Source organism: Parasaccharibacter sp. TMW 2.1884 (assembly GCF_023337695.1).
Lineage (GTDB): Bacteria > Pseudomonadota > Alphaproteobacteria > Acetobacterales > Acetobacteraceae > Bombella > Bombella apis.
In genome coordinates this window covers 109,244-130,028 of the sequence record NZ_QORR01000004.1, presented here as the reverse complement: position 1 = coordinate 130,028, position 20,785 = coordinate 109,244, and the positions used below count along the sequence as shown (strand labels likewise).

The window sequence follows — 20,785 nt, the reverse complement described above, 5'->3', positions numbered from 1 at the left end:
TAGCTACCAATTACGGAGGAAGCGACCAATGGCCGTTAAAATTGCAATCAACGGGTTCGGACGTATCGGGCGTCTGGTTCTTCGTGGCATCATCGAAAGCGGGCGCACTGACGTCGAGCCGGTTCTGATCAACGATCTCGGTTCCGTGGAGGCCAACGCTCACCTTCTGAAGTACGATACCGTTCATGGTCGTCTGCCGGCTGAGGTCGAGGTCGTCAATGGTGATCTGCTCATCAAGACCCACCAGGGCCGCACCATCGGTCCGATCAAGGTGACAGCCCAGCGCAACCCGGAAGAGATTCCGCTCCAGGGTGTTGATGTGGCCATGGAATGCACAGGCCTCTTCACGGCCCGTGACAAGGCTTCTGCCCTGCTGAAGGCCGGTGCCAAGCATGTGCTGGTTTCTGCTCCGGGCAAGGATGCCGACGCCACGATCGTGTACGGCGTGAACAACGACGCCCTGAAGCCGGGCATGCAGATCGTCTCCAACGCTTCCTGCACGACGAACTGTCTCTCCCCGGTTGCTTCCGTGCTGGATGAAAAGTTCGGCATCGAGCGTGGTTACATGGTGACCGTCCACTCCTACACGGGTGACCAGCGCACCATCGACACGCTGCACAAGGATCCCCGTCGTGCCCGTGCCGCTGCTGTCAACATCATTCCGACATCCACGGGTGCTGCCCGTGCCGTTGGTCTGGTTCTGCCGCACCTCAAGGGCAAGCTGGACGGCACGGCCATCCGCGTGCCGACGCCGAACGTCTCCCTCGTCTCCCTGGACTTCGTGCCGAAGCGCAAGCCGTCCTCCGTCGAGGAAGTCAACGAGGCCATCCGTGAGGCTTCCGAAGGCCGCCTGAAGGGCATCCTCGGCTACAACACGGAGCCGCTGGTGAGCCACGACTTCAACCACGTTCCGTTCTCCTCCACCTTTGATGCCACGCAGACAGCGCTGGTTGATGGTGGTGAGCTGGTCCGTATCTGTGCCTGGTACGACAATGAGTGGGGCTTCTCCAACCGTATGTCCGACACGGCATCTCTGTTCGGGAAACTCTGATCATGGCTTTTCGCACGCTTGATAAGGCGGAGGTACGTGGCAAACGCGTACTTCTCCGCGCTGACCTGAATGTCCCCATGCATGAGGGTGCCATTACCGATACGACCCGTATCGAGCGTGTGCTGCCGACCATCCGTGAGCTGACTGAGAAGGGGGCCAAGGTCATCCTTCTCAGCCACTTCGACCGGCCCAAGGGCAAGGTCGTTCCCGAGATGTCGCTGGCACCGGTTGGCAAACGTCTGGGTGAGCTGCTTGGCCGCCCGGTCGCCTTCGCTGCGGACTGCGTGGGCCCCAAGGCCAAAGAGGCTGTGGATGCGCTGAAGGATGGCGGGGTTCTCCTGCTGGAGAATACACGTTTCCACGCTGAGGAAGAGAAGAACGATCCCGAATTCTCCAAGGCACTGGCTGCCAACGGGGATATCTATGTGGATGATGCTTTCTCTGCTGCCCACCGTGCCCATGCTTCCACAGAGGGCGTGGCCCATCTGCTGCCGGCCTATGCTGGTCGCCTGATGGAAGCTGAGCTGAAGGCTCTTTCCGCTGCGCTGGAAAGCCCGAAGCGCCCTGTCGGCGCCGTGATTGGCGGGTCCAAGATTTCCACGAAGCTGGACCTGATTGGCAACGTGCTGGACAAGGTGGATGTTCTGTTCATTGGTGGGGCCATGGCCAACACCTTCCTCGCTGCTGAAGGCGTGAAGGTTGGCAAGTCCCTCCAGGAATCCGACATGCATGAGACGGCTCGCAAGATTGCCGCCCGCGCCAAGGAAAAAGGCTGCAAGCTGGTCCTGCCTGTGGATGCCGTCGTGGCCCGTGAGTTCAAGGCAGGTGCTGCCTCCGAGGTTGTGCCGGTGGACAAGGTGCCGGAAGACACCATGATCCTTGATGCTGGCCCGAAGACAGCTGAGCTGATCTCCAAACATCTTGCTGACCTGAAGACTCTTGTCTGGAACGGTCCGCTGGGTGCTTTCGAGATCGAGCCTTTCGACAAGGCAACCGTGGAAGTGGCCCGTGCCGCTGCCAAGCTGACCGAAGAAGGCAAGCTGCTGACAGTGGCTGGCGGTGGTGACACCGTTTCTGCCCTGCGTCACGCTGGCGTGGCTGACCGTATGAGCTATGTCTCCACGGCTGGCGGTGCCTTCCTCGAATGGCTGGAGGGTAAGACCCTTCCGGGTGTTGAGGTGCTGCGCGCCAAGTAAGATCGGTTTCGCTGGTTTTACGGAAGAGGCGGTGTCCTTCGGGACGCCGCCTTTTTTGTGTCTACTGTTTCTTCCTGTTGCATGAAAAAACGCAGCCAGGGTATGGCCCCGCTGCGTTCTGTTCAGTGCAGTTCTGAAGGAGGAGGTGGGGATCAGGCTTTGACTTTTTCGGCCACCTCTTCTTCGGAGAAGCCCTGTTCCCTGCGGCGTTCCTTGACGGCGGAGGCCATGGCTTTCTGCAATTTTTCCATGGCACGGGCTTCAATCTGACGGATGCGCTCACGGGAGACACCGTAATGATGGGAGAGTTCTTCCAGCGTGGAGGGGTCTTCCTTCAGGCGGCGTTCTGTCAGAATGTGGCGCTCACGGTCATTGAGCGTCTGCATGGCTTCGGCAAGCAGAGCCTTGCGCCCGCTCATGTCCTCGCTTTCGGCCAGTGTATCTTCCTGATTCTCGTTCTGGTCCACAAGCCAGTCCTGCCATTCCTGCTCGCCATCTGCACGGAGCGGGGCGTTCAGGCTGTGGTCAGGTGCCGTAAGGCGGCGGTTCATGGAGATGACATCCTGCTCCGGCACGCCCAGTGTTTTGGCAATATGATCAATCTGCTCTGGCTGCAGGTCGCCTTCCTCATAAGCCTGCATCTGCCCTTTCAGGCGGCGGAGGTTGAAGAAGAGCTTCTTCTGGGCAGCGGTCGTGCCCATTTTCACCAGAGACCAGCTGTGCAGGATGTACTCCTGAATGGCTGCCCTGATCCACCACATGGCATAGGTCGCCAGCCGGAAGCCTCGCTCCGGGTCAAAACGGCGGACAGCCTGCATCATGCCGATATTGCCCTCGCTGATCAGTTCGCTGACAGGCAGGCCATAGCCCCGGTAACTCATGGCAATCTTGGCAACAAGGCGCAGGTGGGATGTTACCAGTTCATGAGCCGCCGTGCTGTCGTGTTTGTCACGCCAGCGGCGGGCAAGAGCGAGTTCCTGCTCGGAGGTGAGAAGGGGGAACCGCCGGATTTCCTGAAGATAACGGGAAAGGTTGGTCTCCGGGCCGATGGCGGGAAGAGTTGAGGGAGACTTCATGCGACTTCGACTCCTTGCACCCGACTGGGGAAGAGGCGGGCAGATCATACCAGCCTATCCCTTACAGGAACGATGAGACCAGCGCCTGCATTTTAACGCCGGTCAGGCCGTATCTCCATCGCAAATAAGGCAATAGAGACATGTCCATTCTTTATAGGACTTTTTTCGTCCTATTATTCTTTAATTGATTCCTGCCGAGAGTCAAACTTAATAAAAAGTCAGGTGCTTCACCCTTCCGAGAGAGCTTCAATCAGGGTCTGGAGATCATCAGGGAGAGGGGCGGAAAAAAGCAGTTCTTCCTTTGTTCGTGGGTGGGTAAAACCCAGAGTGGCGGCATGAAGGGCCTGACGGGGGAAGTCGAGGGCCTGATGGCGCACGTTCACGGGCAGCTTGCGGGCCGCTGCCGGGACACGGCGCAGATAGACCGGGTCGCCCAGCAGGGGGTGGCCATTATGGGAGAGGTGGACACGGATCTGATGCGTCCGCCCCGTGGCCAGCCGACACTCCACGAGCGATACACCTGCATGGAACGTCTCTTTCGTCGTGAAGCGTGTCAGGGCGTGCTTGCCGCCATTAGGGACGACGGCCATGCGCTTGCGGTCCCGCTTATCCCGTCCGATCGCCCCTTCAAACTCGCCTGAAGGCGGAAGGAGGCCCCACGCCAGGGCGAGATAGGCCCGTTCCATCGTACGGGTCGCAAAGGCTTCGGACAGGGCTTCATGGGCGAGGGGGGTTTTTGCAACGACCATCACGCCGGATGTGTCCTTGTCCAGCCGATGGACGATGCCGGGGCGTTTTTCCCCGCCAATCCCTTCAAAGTCCGGCCCGCAATGGCCAAGAAGGGCATTGACGAGTGTACCTGTTTCATTGCCGGGGGCGGGGTGGACGACCAGCCCGGCTGGTTTGTCCAGCACGATGAGGTCCCTGTCCTCAAAGAGGATGTCCAGCGGGATGCTTTCGGCCTGCGGGCGGGCCGGTTCTGGCGGGGGCAGGCGCAGCTCCAGCGTCATTCCCTCTCGCAGGGCGAAGGCGGGGTCTCGCCGGGGCGTGCCGTTGCAGGTAAGGTGGCCCGTCTCAATCAGGGCTTTGACACGGGAGCGGGAGAGGGTACCGATGGCGTCTGCCAGCATACGGTCGGCCCGCTGCCCTGTCTGCTCGGGCGTGATGGTGAATGAGAAGAGAGCGGGCGCATCCGCAGGGAGAGAATCGGAGATGAGTGAGTCGGACATGGCCCCCAATCTAGTCGAGCCGGGACAAAACAGCGAGTCGAACCCGCCACGTACGCCCAAGGCTCTGGTGGCGGCTGTCATCATCATGGGGGTGATGATCATTCTGGGGACGGTCCTGCTGGTGGGAATCATCATTCATCGGATGATGCACCACTCTTCGGCTTCACCCGCTCCGGCGGCTTCCGAGCTTTCACGGGCAGCGGCAGGGCCTGCTTCTCTGGCAGGGCCAGCCCTGCTGAAACTGCCCAGGCAGGCGGATGAGCAGGTCATGGCCGTCACGGCCCGCCCTGATGGCCTTCTGGCCGTCACGCTCAAGACAGGGCAGGGCGATGCCCGCATCCTGCTCTGGCAGCCGGAGCAGGCCCGCCTTGTGGCGGAGCTGGACCTGACGGGGCCTGCCGCTCATTGATGGGGACGGCCCTCGTTGGAGGGTCAGTCTTTCTCTGGAAACTCTGTCGGACATTCCCGCAGGATAGAGGCCATCAGGCCGGGGAAGCGGTCCTCCAGCACGTCAAGACGGAGCGTGTTGCGGTGCTGGACCCCTTCCACACGGGTGTGCAGGATGCCGGCCTCCCGCAGGACCTGAAAATGGTGCGACATGCTTGATTTTGGCCTGCCACGCAGAAGGGTCGTGCAGTTGGCTTCCTTCAGGCCGTGCAGGTGGCAGATGATGCCCAGACGGACAGGGTCCGCCACGGCCCGCAGAAGGAGCAGGAGGGTGATGTCTTCCGGGGCGGGGTGATGATACAGCGCAGCCATGAGATCGTGTATCGGGAGTCGGGGGGCTGTTTGTCAAGGTTTCATTGTTCTATGTTGATAGAACAAAAAGGAAGTGTTAGCGTTTGAGAAGAACGGGCGGTGACACCATGTGTCCCTGTCTCCCGTCTGGTCATGTTTTTCAGGAGAAAACACCATGCCAACACTTTTCGATCCCATCTCCTTCGGGTCCATCAAGGCGGCCAACCGTGTCGTCATGGCACCGCTCACACGGGCACGGGCAGGCAAAGATGCCGTACCGACACCCATCATGGCAGAGTACTACGCTCAGCGGGCCAGTGCCGGTCTGATCATCTCCGAGGCGGTGGGCATTTCCCGTCAGGGGCTTGGCTGGGCCTATGCCACGGGTATCTGGAATGAGGAGCAGGTGAAGGGCTGGAAGGCCGTTACCGATGCCGTGCATGAAAAGGGCGGCAAGATTGTCTGCCAGCTCTGGCACATGGGGCGGATGGTTCATTCCTCCGTTACAGGCGAGCAGCCAGTGGCACCGTCTCCCTCAACGGCACCGGGGCATATTCATACTTATGAGGGCAAGGCCCCTTATGAGGAAGCCCGTGCGCTGCGTCTGGATGAGATTCCGGGCATCATCGAGGATTACGCCAGGGCTGCCCGCAATGCGATGAAGGCCGGTTTTGATGGTGTGCAGATTCATTCTGCCAATGGCTATCTGCTGGATGAGTTCCTGCGGGACAGCACTAATCACCGGACGGACGCTTACGGCGGGTCTGTTGAGAATCGTCTGCGCCTGCTGCGTGAGGTGACGGAAGCTGTCATCAAGGAAGTTGGGGCCGAACATGTCGGCGTCCGTCTTTCTCCGAATGGGGAAGTGCAGGGCACGATTGATAGCAACCCAGAAGCTGTCTTCATCCCGGCGGCAAAGATGCTGAATGATCTGGGCGTGGCGTGGTTGGAACTCCGTGAGTCCAACCCGTCCAGCACCTTCACATTTGCTGGGGCTACGGAACAGCCGAAACTGTCACCGGAAATCCGTAAGGTCTTTACCCGTCCGTTGGTGCTGAATCAGGAATATACACGGGATGAGGCCCTGAAGGCCGTGGCGGATGGCAGGGCTGACGCCATAAGCTTTGGTCGTGCCTATATTGCCAACCCGGACCTCGTGCGCCGCCTGAAGGACGATCTGCCGCTTCAGGATGATGACATGGCGACATGGTATGGCCCGATTGGAGCCAAGGGCTATACGGATTATCCGTTCGCCAAGTGATGGCCGATAGTATCGCTTGAGAGCGGGGTGGTGACCGGGTTATCCGGTCCCACCCCGTTTTTATGTCTGGGATCAGTCCAGCGGGCGGGTCAGCTCGTACAGGGCAACGGCGGAGGCGTTGGAGACGTTCAGGCTCTCCATCGGGCCGGACATGTGGATGGAGGCGATTTCATCGCAGGTTTCCCGTGTCAGGCGGCGCAGGCCGGCCCCTTCGGCCCCCAGAACCAGAGCCACACGGCGGTCGCCGAGCTGGTTGCGGTCCAGCCTTGTGCCGCCTGCATCCAGCCCCACGACCCAGAACCCGGCTTTCTGAAGGCCCTGTAGGGCACGGGAAATGTTGGTCTCCCGGATGATGGGCACGACATCCAGCCCGCCGGAGGCCGCTTTGGCCATGGTGCCGGTTTCATCAGGTGTATGGCGGTCCTGCACCAGAAGGGCAGCGGCCCCGAAGGCGGCGGCCGAGCGCAGGATGGCCCCGATGTTGCGGGGGTCCGTGACCTGGTCCAGCACCAGAATGGGGCCGGGGCGGTCGATGACATCCACGATGGCGGGATTTTCCAGTGGTTCGACATTCAGGCAGACGCCCTGATGCACGGCGTCTTTCCCGCAGAGGGCATCCAGCTCTTCCCGGCTGACGATGCGGGGCTGATGGGCCGTCTCGGGCAGGGAGTCGGCGGCTTCCTTTGTCGCCAGAAGGTTGTAGATGACCCGTGCAGGGTTGAGCAGGGCGGCCTCCACGGCGTGCTGGCCGTAGATCCAGTAGCCCTTGCCCGTGGCGGGGGCACCGTGCCGGGTCGTGCTGCGGCGGGAGCGGTTGCGGGAGAGATTCTGCGCCTCGGGCAGGGCCACACGGCGGGAGGATGATTTTCTAGCCATAAGTCTTTGTATAATCTTTCTGGCTCGCATTGACATAGCAGTAAATGCATATTATCACACGCACATCCTGAGTTCGGAGGGGTGCCCGAGTGGCTAAAGGGGGCGGACTGTAAATCCGCTGGCGTACGCCTACGTTGGTTCGAATCCAACCCCCTCCACCACAGGTAATCAGAAAAAGCGCAGTGCCGCCCCAGAAACAGGGCGGCTTTTCTTTTTCGAGGCCCCAAAAAATTATTCCCTTCTGGGAGTTTGCAACTCTCGGTTTATTTGGTGCTCAGAGCTATGGATCGACCCCTTTCTGCCGGGGGCTTTGCGTGGTGTGCGGGGTTGTGCTGGGGTATCTTTTGTTACTTCATAGCGGCAGTCATCGTCCGCCAGAAAAAGATCATCCCGGTTCTGCCAGAGCCATTCATCGCAATAGAGTATGGTCCAGTCTGGGAGTTCACCTTTCAGGTCTTTGGCAATGGTTAGACCGGTAGCTGCAAAACCTTTCAGGTCAAAGGGGGTGCGGTCTTTTTTGGGCAGGTAATATTCAAAATCATCGGTAAGGCGTATCCATTTGTCTAGTCTGGTGCGGAGCTGGTCCGTTATGGGCAGGTCTTCCAGAAGAATGGGCTGGCCATTGCTTGTCCAGACAGCTTCTGTCAGATCTCCTCCAAGAACAAGGCATTTATCATCGGGTAATTCAGCTTTATCTGTTATCTGGTTCATGATCTATTATGCTGTTGCCTGTTTCAAAAAGTTCGGTAGAGGGGTGTGTTGGCCCAACTATTTTGCTGCGTATGGTCATGTTAGTATTTTTTTCATGATAGCGACCAGCTCCGATTGTTATGTCTGGAGCTGGTCAGAAGGAGCGCACGGCCATGGTGTCATCGGATAATCAGCCTTCTCACGACTGGAAATCAGCGGACATGATCCGTGTGGAAGGTGCACAGGAGCATAACCTGAAGGATGTCTCGCTGGAGGTTCCACGGGGCTGTCTGGTGGTGTTTACCGGTGTGTCCGGGTCGGGCAAGTCGTCCCTGGCGTTCGGGACGCTCTATGCCGAGGCGCAGCGGCGGTATCTGGAGACGGTCGCTCCCTATGCACGGCGGCTGTTCCATCAGCTGCCTCCACCGAAAATCCGCAGCATCGCAGGGCTGCCGCCCGTCATTGCCCTTCAGCAGCAGGCAGGCACGAGCAGCCGGTCGTCCGTGGGCAGCGTGACGACCCTCTCCAATCTGCTGCGTATGCTCTATTCCCGGGCAGGGACGTATCCAGCCGGTGCGCCCATGCTGGAGAGTGACGATTTCTCCGCCAATACGCCGCAGGGGGCCTGTCCACGCTGTCAGGGCACGGGATGGCTCTATGACGTCGTGGAAGAAAAGATGGTGCCCGACCCGACGCTGACCCTGCGGGAAAAGGCCGTGGCTGCATGGCCCGGTGCGTGGCAGGGGCAGAACCTGCGGGACATCCTCATGATGCGTGGGGTCGATCTGGACACGCCGTGGCAGGACCTGCCCAGGGAAACACGGGACTGGATTCTGTACACGGATGAAACCCCGACAGAACCGATCTACCGGGGCCTGAATTACGCCGAGAGTCAGGCGGCCATGAAGCGGGGGGAACCGGCGACCTATCAGGGCACCTTCGCCAGCGCACGCCGCCATGTGATGCAGAGTTTCCACGGCTCCAAGAGTGCGAAGATGCGTGCCCGTGCGGCGACCTTCATGCAGGCGACACGCTGCCCGGTCTGTCACGGTGCCCGTCTGAAGCCTGAAGCCTTGGCCGTGACGTTTGCGGGGCAGGATATTGCGGCCCTGTTCCACCTGCCGCTGGAACGGCTTCATGCCGTGCTGAAAGACCAGCTGGCAGGAGAGCGGCGGGATGATGCACAGGGGCGTGTGATTGAGGAAATCGGCACGGCCCTGCTCCGGCGGCTGGAGATACTGCTGGAGCTGGGGCTGGGCTATCTTCAGACGGACCGGACCGTGGACAGTCTTTCCCCCGGCGAATATCAGCGTCTACGGCTGGGGACGCAGGTCCATTCCGCCCTGTTTGGCGTGGCCTACGTGCTGGATGAACCCGCCGCCGGACTGCATCCGGCGGATATCGAGGCCCTGCTGAACGTGCTGGCCCGTCTGCCCCGGGCCGGAAACTCTCTGCTGGTCGTGGAGCATGATCCTGTCGTCATGCGGCGGGCGGACTGGCTGGTGGATATTGGTCCCGGTGCGGGCAGCCATGGCGGGCAGGTTCTTTACAGTGGCCCGCCGGATGGCCTGCGGCAGGTGGAGGCCTCCCGCACAAGGCCTTATCTCTTTGCCCCGCCGCCTCTGGAGCGTGGTCCCGGCCGACAGGTGGAGCGGTGGCTCCAGCTTGAGGGCATCACATGGCGGAACATGAAGGACCTGTCCCTGAAGCTGCCACTGGGTGTTCTGGTGAGCGTGACGGGTGTTTCCGGTTCCGGCAAGTCCAGTCTGGTCAGTCAGGCTCTGGTGAGTCTTCTGGGGCGTGCGCTGGGCCAGAAGGTCGAGGAAGCGGACGAACCGCAGGATGGTGACGACACCACGCCACTGGCGGACGAGGCCGTGGAGGCCCAGCCGGAAGGGTGTATCGTGGCAGGGCTGGAGCATGTCCGGCGTCTGGCCATCATCACGCAGAAGCCCATCGGGCGGACGTCACGCTCCAATCTGGCGACCTATACGGGCATTTTTGACCAGATACGCAGGCTCTTCGCCGCAACGGAAGCCGCCCGCAGGGCGAAGCTGGATGAAAGCTGCTTCAGCTTCAATGTGGCCAAGGGGCGGTGCCCGCATTGCGAGGGGTTGGGGACGGTCTCGGTCGGTCTGCTCTTTATGCCCGGTGTGGAGGCTCCCTGTCCGGTCTGTCACGGGGCACGCTACAGGGATGAGGTGCTGGCCATCACGCTGCGGGAGAAGAACATTGCCGACGTGCTGGCCATGACCGTGGAGGAGGCCTGCACCTTCTTTGCTGGAGAAGGGGCACTGGCCCGCGGGCTGGAAACGCTGGAGCAGTCCGGCCTTGGCTATCTCCGTCTTGGCCAGCCTGCACCGGAACTGTCCGGCGGTGAGGCGCAGCGGCTCAAGCTGGCAACGGAACTGCAGAAGCGGCGGCCCGCCCCCATGCTGTATGTTCTGGATGAACCCACGACCGGCCTGCATCCTTCTGATACGGACAGGCTGCTGGGCCAGCTCCAGACATTGGTGGAGCAGGGGCACAGCGTGGTTGTGACCGAACATAACATGCGTGTGGCGGCGGCGAGTGACTGGGTGATCGACATTGGCCCCGGCAGTGGGGAGAAGGGCGGGAAGATCATTGCCTCCGGCCCGCCGGAGGAGGTGGCCAGGAACCCTGAAAGCCGGACAGGGCCATATTTGCGGGAGGTGCTGGCCGGAGCGTGACGGGGTGGCCCCGCCGGGGTTCGGTCCCGGCGGGGTCGGTCGGTCAGTCGGTCTTCAGTGTGGTCATGTCGATCACGAAGCGGTAGTGCGTGTCGCCCTGTTCCAGCTGGCGGAAGGCCTCGTTGATGTCCTGCATGGCGATGGTCTTCGTGTCGGGCAGGATGTTTTTGCGGGCACAGAAGTCCAGAAGCTCCTGCGTTTCACGGATGCCTCCGGCGAGCGAGCTGGTGATGTTGCGGCGGCCATAGACCAGCGGCAGGGTTGAGAGTGCCGGTATGGGGCCGACCTGCCCGACAAGGGAGATCGTGCCGTCCACATCCAGCAGGGACAGGTAGGGGTTGATGTCATGCTCCACCGGTATGGTGTCGATGATGAGGTCAAAACGGCTGGCCGCTTCCTGCATGGCCTTTTCATCGCCAGAGGCGAGGAAGCTGTCTGCCCCCAGGGCGAGGGCTTCCTGTTTTTTCTTCCCGCTGCGTGAAAGGACGGTGACTTCCGCCCCGAGTGCGGAAGCCAGCTTCACGGCCATCTGGCCCAGCCCGCCAAGGCCGATGACGGCAACCCGTGATCCGGGCCCGGTACGCCATGTCCGCAGGGGGGACCATGTGGTGATGCCGGCACAGAGCAGCGGTGCCGCCCTGGAGGCATCCAGCCCTGCTGGCACTTTCAGGACGAATTCCTGCCGGGCGACGAGGTGCTTGGAATAGCCGCCCATGTTGGGAGTTCCGTCCACGGCATCAATGCCACCATAGACCCCATTCATGCCGATGGGATATTTCCTGCCCTCCCGGCAATACTGTTCCTCACCTTTGCGGCACTGGTCACATGTCATGCAGCTGTCCACCATGCAGCCGACGGCAACGATGTCCCCGGCCTTGTGGCGGGTCACCTCCGGGCCGACCTCCAGCACGCGGCCGATGATCTCGTGGCCGGGAATGGCCGGATAAGGCGTATGGCCCCAGTCATTGCGCACCCAGTGCAGGTCGGAGTGACAGACCCCGCAATAGAGGACCTCCATCACCACGTCATTGGGGCGGGGATTGCGGCGGTCAAAATGGAGGGGGGCGAGAGGGGCCTCGGCAGAGGTGCAGGCAAAGCCAATGGTGCGCATGGGATCATCCTTCCCTGAAGAGCGGCGATTGAACGGGCCAGCTGCGAGCCTATGGAACGTTAACCTTCTGTTCAATCTTTCAGGAGGGATGGCAGGTCTGCTTCAGAACCACACATCTTCATGCTGGGCCGTATAGGCATCCACGCCCATGCGGCGGATGTGCTGGAGGTCGGCCTGGGGCGGGCGGCCGAAGGTTTTCCTGTACTCACGGCTGAACTGGGAGGGACTGTCATATCCTACCTGAAAGCCTGCGCTGGCAGCGCTCATCTCTTCATGCACCATGAGGCGGCGTGCTTCCTGCAGGCGCAGCTTCGTGCGGTACTGGACGGGCGTCATGCCTGTCAGCTCTCCGAAGCGTTTGTAGAAGCTGGACTGGCCCATCCCGGCGATCTTTACCAGCGTGCTGATCTCGAACCGTTCCTGAAAATGGTGGCGCAGATGGATGATGGCCCTGTTGATGCGGGAGAGGTCACTCTGGAGGTGGGCCGTTTCCTGAAGGACATGGCCTTGTTGGCCATGAAGAAAGAGATAGAGGAGCTCCTTCTTGTAGAGCTGCGCCAGAAATTTCTGGTCGCTATTCCGGGCGAGCAGCCCGACCAGGCGCAGCAGGGCATCCAGCAGGTCGTCGGTGATCCGGCTCACTCCCATGGCGGATATGGGAGAGCTGTTCTCTTTTCGGAGGGCCAGTTTCCGGGCCTGACGGCTGAGGGCGGACTGGCTCTCCCGGAGGAGCTGCTCCATCTCCGTGGAGGAGAAGCTGATGCACAGGGCCAGATAGGGTCTTTCCGCCGAGGCCCTGGTGATCTGGCCGGAAACGGGCAGGTCCAGTGTGGAGATCAGATATTCGCCTTCTCCATAGGGCAGGGGCTGGTCATGGAGGTGAAGGATTTTCTGCCCCTGCACGACGATGTAGATGCGGGGTTCGTAAACGACCAGAACGGGATCGGTCACGGTCCCGGTGCGATAGAGGGTCAGGAAGTCGAAAGCCGTATGGGTGACTTTTTCCGGGCAGTGGCGGCTGACAGCCGCCTGGAGGGCGGCGAGTCGGTCCTGTGGCATGGTGCAGTCTTTCTCTGTGCCGGTTGTTCCTGATCCGTGGAGCCGGTCAGGCCATGATGATGACCTGCTCGATATGCCGCCGGTAGGCAGCCTCCATGGCTGGGACATCCGGGTTCTTCATGACATCCGTTGCCAGAAAGGTGGGCAGGCGGTCCATGCCGAGAAAGGCATGGGCCCGATAGAACGGGAAAAGCACGGCATCAATGCCACCGCCGCCGAAGAACTGGTCCCTGTCTTCGAAGGCTTCAAGTGGGGCATTCCACGTGGTGGATACCATGAAGCGTTTGCCCTGTAGCAGGCCACCAGAGCCATAACGCTTTGAGGGATCGTGCCGGCTGCGGCCATCATTGCTGTAAAAAAGGCCATGTGCCTGTGTGAAAACCTCATCCATATATTTTTTCAGAGGCCACGGCGTGCCCATCCACCATCCCGGAAACTGGTAGATGACGATGTCCGCTTTCTGGATCGCCCGGATCTCGCTTTCGACATCATAGCCTTCATCAATGACGGTCTGGCTGACGGACAAACCGTGTTCCTGAAGGCAGGTTGCGGCAAGATTCTGGAGGGTCTGGTTCAGTTTTCCGGCAGAGTGGGCAAAAGGTTTCGCTCCGTTGATGAGGTGGATGTGGGTCATTGGGGGACTTTCATGAGGGTTGTGAAGATGTCCAGTTCATTAATCGGAACCGCTGGTGTCAAGGGGAGAAAATGGCCTTTAGTGCTTTGTAAAAGTCCATGGAATTGCCATAATCTCATGGGCTTTGTGGCAGCATTTTAACGAATTTAAAGGAATATTTTGATTGCATTTAAAAGATGGAAGGATATTTTAATGTCGCGTTAGCATTATGTCTTGATAATGAGGAGTACGAAACGATGAAGAAAAGGAAAACTTCCATGAGGTTGATCTGCGTTGGTGATAGTCCAAAGAATATGGACGGACGGCCTTGCTCCACTCTTTCTGAAGCGGTTTCTGAAGGAGGAATCTTTCTGCGCATTTCTGGCAGGGAAGGCGTGCTGAGCGCCCTGCGCAATGATCAGTCCGATGTGGCCGTCATCCAGCAGACCAACCCGGATCCGCTTCTGATCAGAACGATTCGCAACAACCGCTTCAGCCTGCCGATTCTGGTCATTGCCCGGAATCTGACAGCCCACAACGTGGCCGAGGCCCTTGCCGCTGGTGCTGATGACTGCGTGCCCATCACGGTAGGGCCGGTAGAACTGCTGGCCCGGCTGAAGGCGATTGTCCGGCGTGTCATGGATCATGGCGTGACCAGCCAGATCATCACGGTCGGCCGTCTGACGGTGAAGGAAGACACCCGTGAGGTGCTGGTGGATGATGACCTCCTGCCGCTGACACAGGGTGAATATGACATCATGTCCCTCATGGTGCGTCGTCGGGGTAGCCTGCTGAACAAGGCCGCCATCCTGTCCACCCTGTATGCCGGGCGGGAGAAGCCCATCAGCAAGACCATCGATGTCATGGTCTGCCGCATCCGTCAGAAGCTGCGGGCAAGAGGTATCCAGAAGCCCTTCATCACGAGCTGGGGCATGGGGTATCGGCTGAATGAGGAAGCCTTCCTGCCGCTGGGTGCCCGTGCCGAGGATGAGTGCAACCCTGTCCAGCAGGCCATCCGTGAGGCCAGCATGCCCGTATCGGCGGGTCTGGGTGTGACAGCCATGGCAGGCGAGGCGGAAAGCCGTCGCACTGTGGAGAAAGCCGCCAGACAGCCGGTTCATCAGGACTGATAACGGAGCGCAGCGTCATGAGTGATGAGACCAGTCCAGACGCCGGAGGTGATGGTGCAGCCGCTTCGGCTGATGGCAGGAAGGGCATGTCCAGGAAGAAAATGGCCATCATGGCTGCCGTGCCTCTGCTGCTGATAGGTGGGGGCGTGGGTGCCTGGCAGGCCCATCTTCCACCATTCGGCGGTGGCGGGAAGCCTGCCCCCAAGGTTGCCGCAGCGGAAGGCGGGGAGGCGGGCTCACATCGCCTCCTTCTGTCGGTTCCCTCTGCCACGGCCAATCTGGATAACGGGGCCGGGCGGACGGTCTATGTAAAGATGACAGCCAGTGTCGAGGTGGAGGGAGCTGAGACACTGGCAGCTCTTCAGGGGCGTATTCCCGAGGTGCAGGACATTTTCCAGACCTATCTGCACGAAAGCCGCCCGCAGGACCTGCATGGCAGTGGCTTCTATCGCCTGCGTGAGGCCCTGCTGAGGCGCCTGCGTGTGGCGTTTGCCCCGCTGAATGTCACGAACATTTACATTACGGAACTTCTAACCCAGTAAGGTGGATTTGGACCCAATGGCGGATGAAGAGGAGCAGGCACAGGCTGACCAGCCTGACCTGACAGAAGGGCAGGGAGCGGAACAGCCCGGCCCGGATACAGAAGACAATGCTGCACGGACTGAAGCCCCGGAAGAGGAAGGAACATCCTCCTCCGGGGTCGCTGCGCATGGGGGGGATGATGGTGAGGCGGATGGCCATGCGCTGGACCAGTCCGCCATTGATGCCATGCTCGGCAATGCATTTTCCGGTTCTGCCATGCGGGAAGAGAGCGGGATGGAGCGCATCATCAAGGCCGGTTTTGTGGCCTATGAGCGTATGCCCATGCTGGAGAACGTGTTTGACCGGCTGGTGCGTTTCCTTTCCTCGACCCTGCGTGGTTTTACCAACGACAATGTCGACATCACCATGGAGAACATGCGGTCCCTGCGTTTTGGGGACTATATGGGAGAAGTGCCGTCTTCCTCCCTGTTTTCCGTCTTCCGGGCAGAGCAGTGGCGCAATTATGGTCTGGTTGTTGTGGATTCGTCGCTGTCTTATTCCATCGTGGACATCCTGATGGGCGGAGAGCGCGGTGGTGGACCCAAGATCATAGAGAATCGGCCCCACACTGCTCTGGAGAGAGCCCTCATAGAGAAGTTGATTGTCATTACGCTGGCGGATCTCTCCGAGGCTTTTGCGCCAGTGGGCAAGGTGGATCTCTCTTTCGAGCGGCTGGAGATCAGCTCCAGCCTGGCGGTGATTGCCCGGCCCTCCAATGCGGCCATTGCGGCCCGCTTCCATATTGATATGGGCGACAGGAGCGGGGACATGGATATCGTCATTCCCTATGCCACGCTGGAACCGGTAAGAGAGAAACTCTCCCAGCAGTTCATGGGGGACAATTTCGGCAATGACTCCATATGGGAGAATCATCTCATTTCCGAAATCATGGAAACGAGCGTGACCGTTTCCACCGTGTTTGAGACGGCGTCTTTCCCGCTTTCCCAGATTCTGGAGCTGAAGGAAGGTAGTGTCCTCCATCTGCCCAGCAAGGGCGAAGCGCCGCATCGTGTGCGGATGGAATGTGACGGAACGCCAATTTTTGAGGGCACGCTGGGGCGGCTGCATCGGATGCAGGCTGTTCGGATAGACCAGCGCCTCATCCCGCTGGAGGAAGATCTGACGCCGGAACTGCTGGCGTCTCTTGGTTCTGCTTCGGTGGATCAGCAGTCAGCAGAGCAGAGGGGACATCATGCTTCTGAAAAATAGCCAGCTCATCATCGAGATTCTTCTGATGGTCGTCCTGATAGCCGGGATTGTCAGCTCCCGTCTCATTGTCCGGCGGCTTGGGGTCATCCGGGATTCCTATACGGCACTGAATGAGATGGTGGCCACGCTTGATGCTTCGACAGAACAGATGAACCATATGTTCGAGCGGGTCCGGCATGAGGTCACCCAGGGGGACAGGCGCCTGTCTGTCCTGCTGGAGCGTGCCCGCAATGCTGAAGAGGACCTGATGGACCAGCAGAAGATGACGCAGGAGACTGCCGATTCGCTTTCTGGTGTTCTGGAGCGGTCGGAAAAGCAGGAGGCCGGGTTGAACCAGGCCGTGGAGTCGGCACAGGCCATGCTGCAACAGCTGGAAGAACAGCTGGAAATGCAGAAGAAGGCGCTGGAACAGAGCAGGGCCGCCGCCGGGCCTGCCCCGGCTGAAGGTGATTCTGCCCCGCATTTCTCCGATGAGATTGTCATGCCTGTTCCGGGCCGCCTGCGTAGCCCAAGGCCTTATATGAGGCAGAATGAGGCCGATGGTTAAGGCAGGCATTTTGCCATGCCTGTCATTTTGAAATGTCCTCTGTAAGAAACATGTAAGGGTTCTGTGTTTCTATCCATCTGTCAACGATGAGTTCGTTGGTTTCTATACAGATGTGCAAGGAGAGAAGACCATGAGTCTTTCCATCAATACCAACCAGTCTTCCATGGTTGCTCTGGAAACACTGAACACCACACAGGGCGATCTGGCCAAGACGGAAAATGCCGTCTCCACCGGCAAGAAGGTCGCCAATGCTTCCGACAATCCGGCTGCTTTTGGCATTTCCTCCCAGATCGGTGGTGACATTGCCGGCCAGAGCGCTGTCAATGATGGCCTGAGCTACGCTTCCCAGATTGTCAGCTCCACAAACTCTGCTGCCAACAGCATCATCAACATCCTTCAGAACGTCCAGAACGCTGTGACCACTGTCGGTAACAACCTGGGCAACTCTTCTTCCCTCGGCCAGCTCGACAAGGAGCTGACAGGTTACATGAAGAGCATTGACACCATCGCCCGTAACGCCACGACCAAGGGGATCAACCTGCTGGCCGGTGGTACGACAGGTGGTACAGCCGATGGTCTGGGCATCACGGCCAGCAGCCTGACCTTCGTTACGGGTCTCCAGGGTGATACACAGACACTGACCGGCTATGGCGCCCTCGTTTCCGCCACGACAGGTGCCAAGGGTGCGACCCTGACCGACGTTCTGGGCCTGACAACGAATGGTGTGGCCGGTTCTGACCCGACCTCCAACGTCTTCCTGAACGCCAGCGCCACGGGTGCTTCCTTGGCTGACAGCTCCAGCGATCCGAAGAAGGCTGTTGCCGACATGATCGGGCGTGTTCAGAAGGCCATCGTTGCCATGACGAACGTCACGTCTGATCTCGGTTCCAACCAGCAGACCATCGACTCCATGAGCTCCTATGGTCAGAAGTCTTCCGACTCCCTGACAGCTGCTTCCGGCGCTCTGACGGATGCTGACATGTCTGCCGAGTCTGCCAAGCTGACATCCCTGCAGACCAAGCAGTCCCTGGGCATCAAGTCCCTCTCCATTGCCAACGGTCAGTCCCAGAACATTCTGTCCCTGTTCCAGTAAGGGGAAGTATCCGGCCCTGTTGTTGGGCCGGAGCCTTCGGGCGACCATGTGCCAGACGCCACCGTATTTTTACGGTGGCGTTTTTTTTATGCCAGAAGGGCTTTCTCCTCGGGGTCCAGATGGCGTTCCGTCATCTCCCATGAGGCCCCGCACAGAAGGCGGGGTGCCACATGAGAAATATCCTTCATGACGGCAGCCAGAGCGTTTTTGTAATTCTGCACATGGTATCTGAATTCCGGGCAGTCTCCTTCCTTCAGGAAGAGGGCGTGCTCGGCCCTGGGTAGCCACGGCTTGGAGAGGAAAAGGAAATGCTGGACCTGGATGTCCAGTCTGCTCTCTTCGACATCTTTCCGTATCTCCGGCTGGAAGGGGACAACATCCTTGGCGATGTGCGTCATGGCGTAATTCCAGCGGACTGAAAAAAACTGCACGGAATCATGGAAAACGACATTGAGGATGCTTTCGGCATGGCCCTTCCACCTGCGGGAGATGAGCTGGAGGCAGCGTCTGCCATCCTCTGGTCTTATGGCTTTCATGTTGAAGAGCATGAGACCGGCATTGAAATACCGGCTTGTGTCCTTCAGGCCAGTCCTGAGTGTCTGATCATGCAGGGGGCGGGGTACGTTGGGAGGCAGGATGGTGTTGCGGAAGAAGCAGCGGACAGCCCCTATTTTCTTGTCTGCGGGCATGGCGTGGATGAGAGACAGCAGATCGCCCGTCACGATCATGTCGGCATCAAGGAAAAAGACAAAATCATGCCCTGCCATCAGTCCCGGTATGAGCAGTGCATGGTACATTTCTTCTTTTTTCAGGTTATGGCCTGCAAAATGCTCCTGCACGTTGATGAAGGTGATCCGTCCCCCCGAATCGTTCACCAGAGTGGTCATGATCCTGATGGCAGCTGGTGAGAGCTCCTTGTGGAAGATGACGAATTCTATGCGGTTCCTGTCGGATATCGAGTTGAGAACGGACCGTATCGTGGCGATGGCGGGGACGACATACGCCTGATTCAGCGACATGACGATGGGAATGGTCTGCATGATGTGGGACAACTTGCGTGCGTCAGGGGATGGGTCGGACAGTGGCAGGGATCATGTAATGTTCTGCAAGGCGGTCCATATGGGGTCGAAGAGGAGAGGTGGCATCCTGTCCTGTATCTGACGCATGAGGGAGGCTGCGATCTTTCTGTAATCCCGGGCGTGGATGTTGGTCTGCTCCAGGGCTGCTGTCATGTCATCAGGGTCGAGATGGCTGGCGAACTGGCCGAGGTTCATGTTGTTGCGGGCGGAGGTAATGGCTGTCCGTATGGAAGGGATGAAGGCCGCATCCGGCTGCTGGAAGAGCGGCATCTGGAGATTCCATGACTGCGGGAACAGGTGCAGTGCGTGGCGGAAGAGGTAGTTAAGGATGGTTTCGTCCCGTCCCGGCCACTCTTCGTCCAGCAGCTGGATGCAGGCCTGCCCTTCCTCCGGGGAGATGGCCTGCCGGTTGAAGAGAAGCAGGTTGCGGCTGAAATGGCGCTCCGACCTGACAGGCCCGGAGTCGGGCTGGTCCATGAGGGCATGATACATGCAGCGGACAGCCCCGATCTTTGCTCCGGTAGGGAAATCGGACAGAAGGGACAGAATGTCCCCCCGGATGAGTGAACCTGCCCCGATGCTGAGTACGAAATTTCGTGATGTGAAATATTGGGGAATGAGCAGGGGATAAAGACGGTGGGTGCAGATGGTGTCTTTGTAGGTGAAGCCGGAAAGGATGCCGGGCATGTTGATGAGGGAGAAAGCGACGCCATACGAGTTGAGCAGCCCTTTTACCAGCTGTTTCACATGGTCATCGAGTCCCGTATGGAAGAGGGCAAAAGACAGGCGGGACTTGTCCTGCGCATTGCTGATGGTGGACTGTATGGTGACCAGAGCAGGAATGAGGTTGTTTTCATCCAGGCCCGTCGCAACAGTGAGGTGGGCCTTCATGAAAGGGCCGTCCGATCCGCTGAAAGTGATTGTACGTCCATGAACATTCTGATTTTCTTAAAGAAAGTTTGCAAGTTATTTATTAACCAATATGCATGAGGGAGAAAAGAGGCCGTTGTGATGGTTTGGGCTGTCCTGGCCGTGCAACAGGCAGACAGGCCATCCCTCCGGTTGGAGAGATGGCCTGTCTGGCAGGGACGGAAGGGGTTTTCAGGCGACCTCGAATCCCAGACTGTTCAGGGCCTTTTCAGCCAGGTCCCGGTCCTGCTCGTAGGTACCGCCGGAGACGCCAATGCCGCCGATCAGCTGCCCCCCGGCAAAAATGGGGCATCCACCGCCTACGGCCACAAGGTGGGGTCTGCTGGCGAGGGGGGCCATGTGGGGGTTCTGCACGAGCTGGTTCCAGACATGGGTCGGCTGACCGAAGGAGCAGGCCGTCCATGCTTTGTCGATGGCGATCTCGACCGTCAGGAAGGCTGTTCCATCATGGCGGGCAAAGGCCTGGAGATGCCCGCCTGCATCCATGATGGCGACAGAAACGGGAATCTTCTGTGCAGCTCCTTCTTTGAGGACAGCCTGCACGAGGCTGTTGGCGGCCTCACAGGTGATGGTGGCCTGTGAGACATGGTGTCTGGTAGTCATT

Annotated in this window: 21 protein-coding genes and 1 tRNA gene; 11 read left to right on the top strand and 11 right to left on the bottom strand. The window is 59.4% G+C overall.

The features are described 5' to 3' along the window. The first annotated feature begins 28 nt into the window (after positions 1-28). Both gap and DTI93_RS07335 read left to right on the top strand, forming a co-directional pair. The gene (gene gap / locus DTI93_RS07340) at positions 29-1,051 is read left to right on the top strand and encodes a type I glyceraldehyde-3-phosphate dehydrogenase (RefSeq protein WP_043558101.1); all 1,023 of its coding nucleotides are present in this window, start codon (positions 29-31) and stop codon (positions 1,049-1,051) included. A 2-nt stretch (positions 1,052-1,053) separates the two neighbouring features. After that, complete coding sequence (locus DTI93_RS07335) at positions 1,054-2,247, top strand: phosphoglycerate kinase (protein WP_043558103.1); 1,194 nt, start codon at positions 1,054-1,056, stop codon at positions 2,245-2,247. A 152-nt stretch (positions 2,248-2,399) separates the two neighbouring features. Here the strand turns inward: DTI93_RS07335 and rpoH are convergent, their stop codons facing one another. Then, the gene (gene rpoH / locus DTI93_RS07330) at positions 2,400-3,323 is read right to left on the bottom strand and encodes an RNA polymerase sigma factor RpoH (protein ID WP_043558106.1); all 924 of its coding nucleotides are present in this window, start codon (positions 3,321-3,323) and stop codon (positions 2,400-2,402) included. Between the two features lie 227 nt (positions 3,324-3,550). Further along, a complete protein-coding gene (locus DTI93_RS07325) occupies positions 3,551-4,552 on the bottom strand; it encodes an RluA family pseudouridine synthase (protein WP_081562808.1) in 1,002 nt (333 codons plus the stop codon). Between DTI93_RS07325 and DTI93_RS07320 the strand changes: the two genes are divergently transcribed. Next, entirely contained in the window at positions 4,551-4,961 is a 411-nt protein-coding gene (locus DTI93_RS07320) for a hypothetical protein (RefSeq protein WP_249080141.1), read from the top strand. The genes DTI93_RS07325 and DTI93_RS07320 overlap by 2 nt on opposite strands. Before the next feature lie 23 nt (positions 4,962-4,984). Here the strand turns inward: DTI93_RS07320 and DTI93_RS07315 are convergent, their stop codons facing one another. Further along, a complete protein-coding gene (locus tag DTI93_RS07315) occupies positions 4,985-5,311 on the bottom strand; it encodes a helix-turn-helix transcriptional regulator (RefSeq protein ID WP_103765261.1) in 327 nt (108 codons plus the stop codon). Between the two features lie 154 nt (positions 5,312-5,465). Here DTI93_RS07315 and DTI93_RS07310 point away from each other — a divergent pair, with 154 nt between their 5' ends. Further along, positions 5,466-6,551, top strand: a complete 1,086-nt coding sequence (locus tag DTI93_RS07310; RefSeq protein WP_249080139.1) for an alkene reductase — start codon at positions 5,466-5,468, stop codon at positions 6,549-6,551. Between the two features lie 72 nt (positions 6,552-6,623). Here the strand turns inward: DTI93_RS07310 and rlmB are convergent, their stop codons facing one another. Continuing rightward, positions 6,624-7,427: a 23S rRNA (guanosine(2251)-2'-O)-methyltransferase RlmB gene (gene rlmB, locus DTI93_RS07305; RefSeq protein WP_248461045.1), complete on the bottom strand. Its 804-nt coding sequence runs from the start codon at positions 7,425-7,427 to the stop codon at positions 6,624-6,626. A 75-nt stretch (positions 7,428-7,502) separates the two neighbouring features. Here rlmB and DTI93_RS07300 point away from each other — a divergent pair. After that, positions 7,503-7,588: transfer RNA gene (locus DTI93_RS07300), tRNA-Tyr, on the top strand. 70 nt (positions 7,589-7,658) lie between these two features. On the opposite strand, the gene DTI93_RS07295 is transcribed toward DTI93_RS07300, so the two are convergent. Beyond that, complete coding sequence (locus DTI93_RS07295; RefSeq protein ID WP_086442156.1) at positions 7,659-8,138, bottom strand: hypothetical protein; 480 nt, start codon at positions 8,136-8,138, stop codon at positions 7,659-7,661. Between the two features lie 152 nt (positions 8,139-8,290). Between DTI93_RS07295 and DTI93_RS07290 the strand changes: the two genes are divergently transcribed. Next, positions 8,291-10,828, top strand: coding sequence for an excinuclease ABC subunit UvrA (locus tag DTI93_RS07290; protein ID WP_249080137.1), 2,538 nt, complete (start codon positions 8,291-8,293; stop codon positions 10,826-10,828). Between the two features lie 43 nt (positions 10,829-10,871). On the opposite strand, the gene DTI93_RS07285 is transcribed toward DTI93_RS07290, so the two are convergent. From DTI93_RS07285 to DTI93_RS07275, 3 genes are all read right to left on the bottom strand, one after another. Continuing rightward, on the bottom strand, positions 10,872-11,939 hold the full coding sequence (locus tag DTI93_RS07285; RefSeq protein WP_249080135.1) for an NAD(P)-dependent alcohol dehydrogenase: 1,068 nt from the start codon (positions 11,937-11,939) through the stop codon (positions 10,872-10,874). 102 nt (positions 11,940-12,041) lie between these two features. Beyond that, positions 12,042-12,998: an AraC family transcriptional regulator gene (locus DTI93_RS07280; protein WP_249080134.1), complete on the bottom strand. Its 957-nt coding sequence runs from the start codon at positions 12,996-12,998 to the stop codon at positions 12,042-12,044. Positions 12,999-13,044: 46 nt separating this feature from the next. Continuing rightward, entirely contained in the window at positions 13,045-13,632 is a 588-nt protein-coding gene (locus DTI93_RS07275) for an NAD(P)H-dependent oxidoreductase (RefSeq protein ID WP_043558122.1), read from the bottom strand. 257 nt (positions 13,633-13,889) lie between these two features. On the opposite strand from DTI93_RS07275, the gene DTI93_RS07270 reads away from it, so the two are divergent. From DTI93_RS07270 to DTI93_RS07250, 5 genes are all read left to right on the top strand, one after another. Beyond that, entirely contained in the window at positions 13,890-14,741 is an 852-nt protein-coding gene (locus DTI93_RS07270; protein WP_166651581.1) for a response regulator transcription factor, read from the top strand. A gap of 17 nt (positions 14,742-14,758) precedes the next feature. After that, positions 14,759-15,283: a flagellar basal body-associated FliL family protein gene (locus DTI93_RS07265; protein WP_052348897.1), complete on the top strand. Its 525-nt coding sequence runs from the start codon at positions 14,759-14,761 to the stop codon at positions 15,281-15,283. Between the two features lie 16 nt (positions 15,284-15,299). After that, the gene (fliM, locus tag DTI93_RS07260) at positions 15,300-16,532 is read left to right on the top strand and encodes a flagellar motor switch protein FliM (RefSeq protein WP_052348898.1); all 1,233 of its coding nucleotides are present in this window, start codon (positions 15,300-15,302) and stop codon (positions 16,530-16,532) included. Beyond that, positions 16,516-17,079, top strand: coding sequence for a hypothetical protein (locus tag DTI93_RS07255; RefSeq protein WP_043558125.1), 564 nt, complete (start codon positions 16,516-16,518; stop codon positions 17,077-17,079). The genes fliM and DTI93_RS07255 overlap by 17 nt, the downstream gene beginning before the upstream one ends. A gap of 130 nt (positions 17,080-17,209) precedes the next feature. After that, entirely contained in the window at positions 17,210-18,172 is a 963-nt protein-coding gene (locus DTI93_RS07250; RefSeq protein ID WP_043558127.1) for a flagellin, read from the top strand. A gap of 86 nt (positions 18,173-18,258) precedes the next feature. Here the strand turns inward: DTI93_RS07250 and DTI93_RS07245 are convergent, their stop codons facing one another. The 3 genes from DTI93_RS07245 to DTI93_RS07235 all read right to left on the bottom strand — a co-directional run bounded on the left by DTI93_RS07245 (position 18,259) and on the right by DTI93_RS07235 (position 20,784). Beyond that, positions 18,259-19,212 (bottom strand): glycosyltransferase, encoded by a 954-nt coding sequence (locus DTI93_RS07245; protein ID WP_249080132.1) that lies wholly within the window; start codon positions 19,210-19,212, stop codon positions 18,259-18,261. Between the two features lie 51 nt (positions 19,213-19,263). Beyond that, positions 19,264-20,142 carry a glycosyltransferase gene (locus tag DTI93_RS07240; RefSeq protein WP_103765256.1) on the bottom strand — a complete coding sequence of 293 codons (879 nt, stop codon included), beginning with the start codon at positions 20,140-20,142 and terminating at the stop codon, positions 19,264-19,266. Between the two features lie 210 nt (positions 20,143-20,352). After that, positions 20,353-20,784 (bottom strand): heme-binding protein, encoded by a 432-nt coding sequence (locus DTI93_RS07235; RefSeq protein ID WP_043558496.1) that lies wholly within the window; start codon positions 20,782-20,784, stop codon positions 20,353-20,355. Between the last annotated feature and the right edge of the window lies 1 nt (position 20,785).

Coding starts and splice junctions, on each gene's coding strand:
- DTI93_RS07255 (WP_043558125.1), top strand. CDS start 16,516: ATGCTTCTGAAAAATAGCCAGCTCATCATCGAGATTCTTCTGATGGTC.
- DTI93_RS07315 (WP_103765261.1), bottom strand. CDS start 5,311: ATGGCTGCGCTGTATCATCACCCCGCCCCGGAAGACATCACCCTCCTG.
- gap (WP_043558101.1), top strand. CDS start 29: ATGGCCGTTAAAATTGCAATCAACGGGTTCGGACGTATCGGGCGTCTG.
- DTI93_RS07310 (WP_249080139.1), top strand. CDS start 5,466: ATGCCAACACTTTTCGATCCCATCTCCTTCGGGTCCATCAAGGCGGCC.
- DTI93_RS07295 (WP_086442156.1), bottom strand. CDS start 8,138: ATGAACCAGATAACAGATAAAGCTGAATTACCCGATGATAAATGCCTT.
- rpoH (WP_043558106.1), bottom strand. CDS start 3,323: ATGAAGTCTCCCTCAACTCTTCCCGCCATCGGCCCGGAGACCAACCTT.
- DTI93_RS07270 (WP_166651581.1), top strand. CDS start 13,890: ATGAGGTTGATCTGCGTTGGTGATAGTCCAAAGAATATGGACGGACGG.
- DTI93_RS07250 (WP_043558127.1), top strand. CDS start 17,210: ATGAGTCTTTCCATCAATACCAACCAGTCTTCCATGGTTGCTCTGGAA.
- DTI93_RS07335 (WP_043558103.1), top strand. CDS start 1,054: ATGGCTTTTCGCACGCTTGATAAGGCGGAGGTACGTGGCAAACGCGTA.
- DTI93_RS07265 (WP_052348897.1), top strand. CDS start 14,759: ATGAGTGATGAGACCAGTCCAGACGCCGGAGGTGATGGTGCAGCCGCT.
- DTI93_RS07245 (WP_249080132.1), bottom strand. CDS start 19,212: ATGCAGACCATTCCCATCGTCATGTCGCTGAATCAGGCGTATGTCGTC.
- DTI93_RS07275 (WP_043558122.1), bottom strand. CDS start 13,632: ATGACCCACATCCACCTCATCAACGGAGCGAAACCTTTTGCCCACTCT.
- DTI93_RS07290 (WP_249080137.1), top strand. CDS start 8,291: ATGGTGTCATCGGATAATCAGCCTTCTCACGACTGGAAATCAGCGGAC.
- DTI93_RS07285 (WP_249080135.1), bottom strand. CDS start 11,939: ATGCGCACCATTGGCTTTGCCTGCACCTCTGCCGAGGCCCCTCTCGCC.
- DTI93_RS07320 (WP_249080141.1), top strand. CDS start 4,551: ATGGCCCCCAATCTAGTCGAGCCGGGACAAAACAGCGAGTCGAACCCG.
- rlmB (WP_248461045.1), bottom strand. CDS start 7,427: ATGGCTAGAAAATCATCCTCCCGCCGTGTGGCCCTGCCCGAGGCGCAG.
- DTI93_RS07280 (WP_249080134.1), bottom strand. CDS start 12,998: ATGCCACAGGACCGACTCGCCGCCCTCCAGGCGGCTGTCAGCCGCCAC.
- DTI93_RS07240 (WP_103765256.1), bottom strand. CDS start 20,142: ATGAAGGCCCACCTCACTGTTGCGACGGGCCTGGATGAAAACAACCTC.
- fliM (WP_052348898.1), top strand. CDS start 15,300: ATGGCGGATGAAGAGGAGCAGGCACAGGCTGACCAGCCTGACCTGACA.
- DTI93_RS07325 (WP_081562808.1), bottom strand. CDS start 4,552: ATGTCCGACTCACTCATCTCCGATTCTCTCCCTGCGGATGCGCCCGCT.
- DTI93_RS07235 (WP_043558496.1), bottom strand. CDS start 20,784: ATGACTACCAGACACCATGTCTCACAGGCCACCATCACCTGTGAGGCC.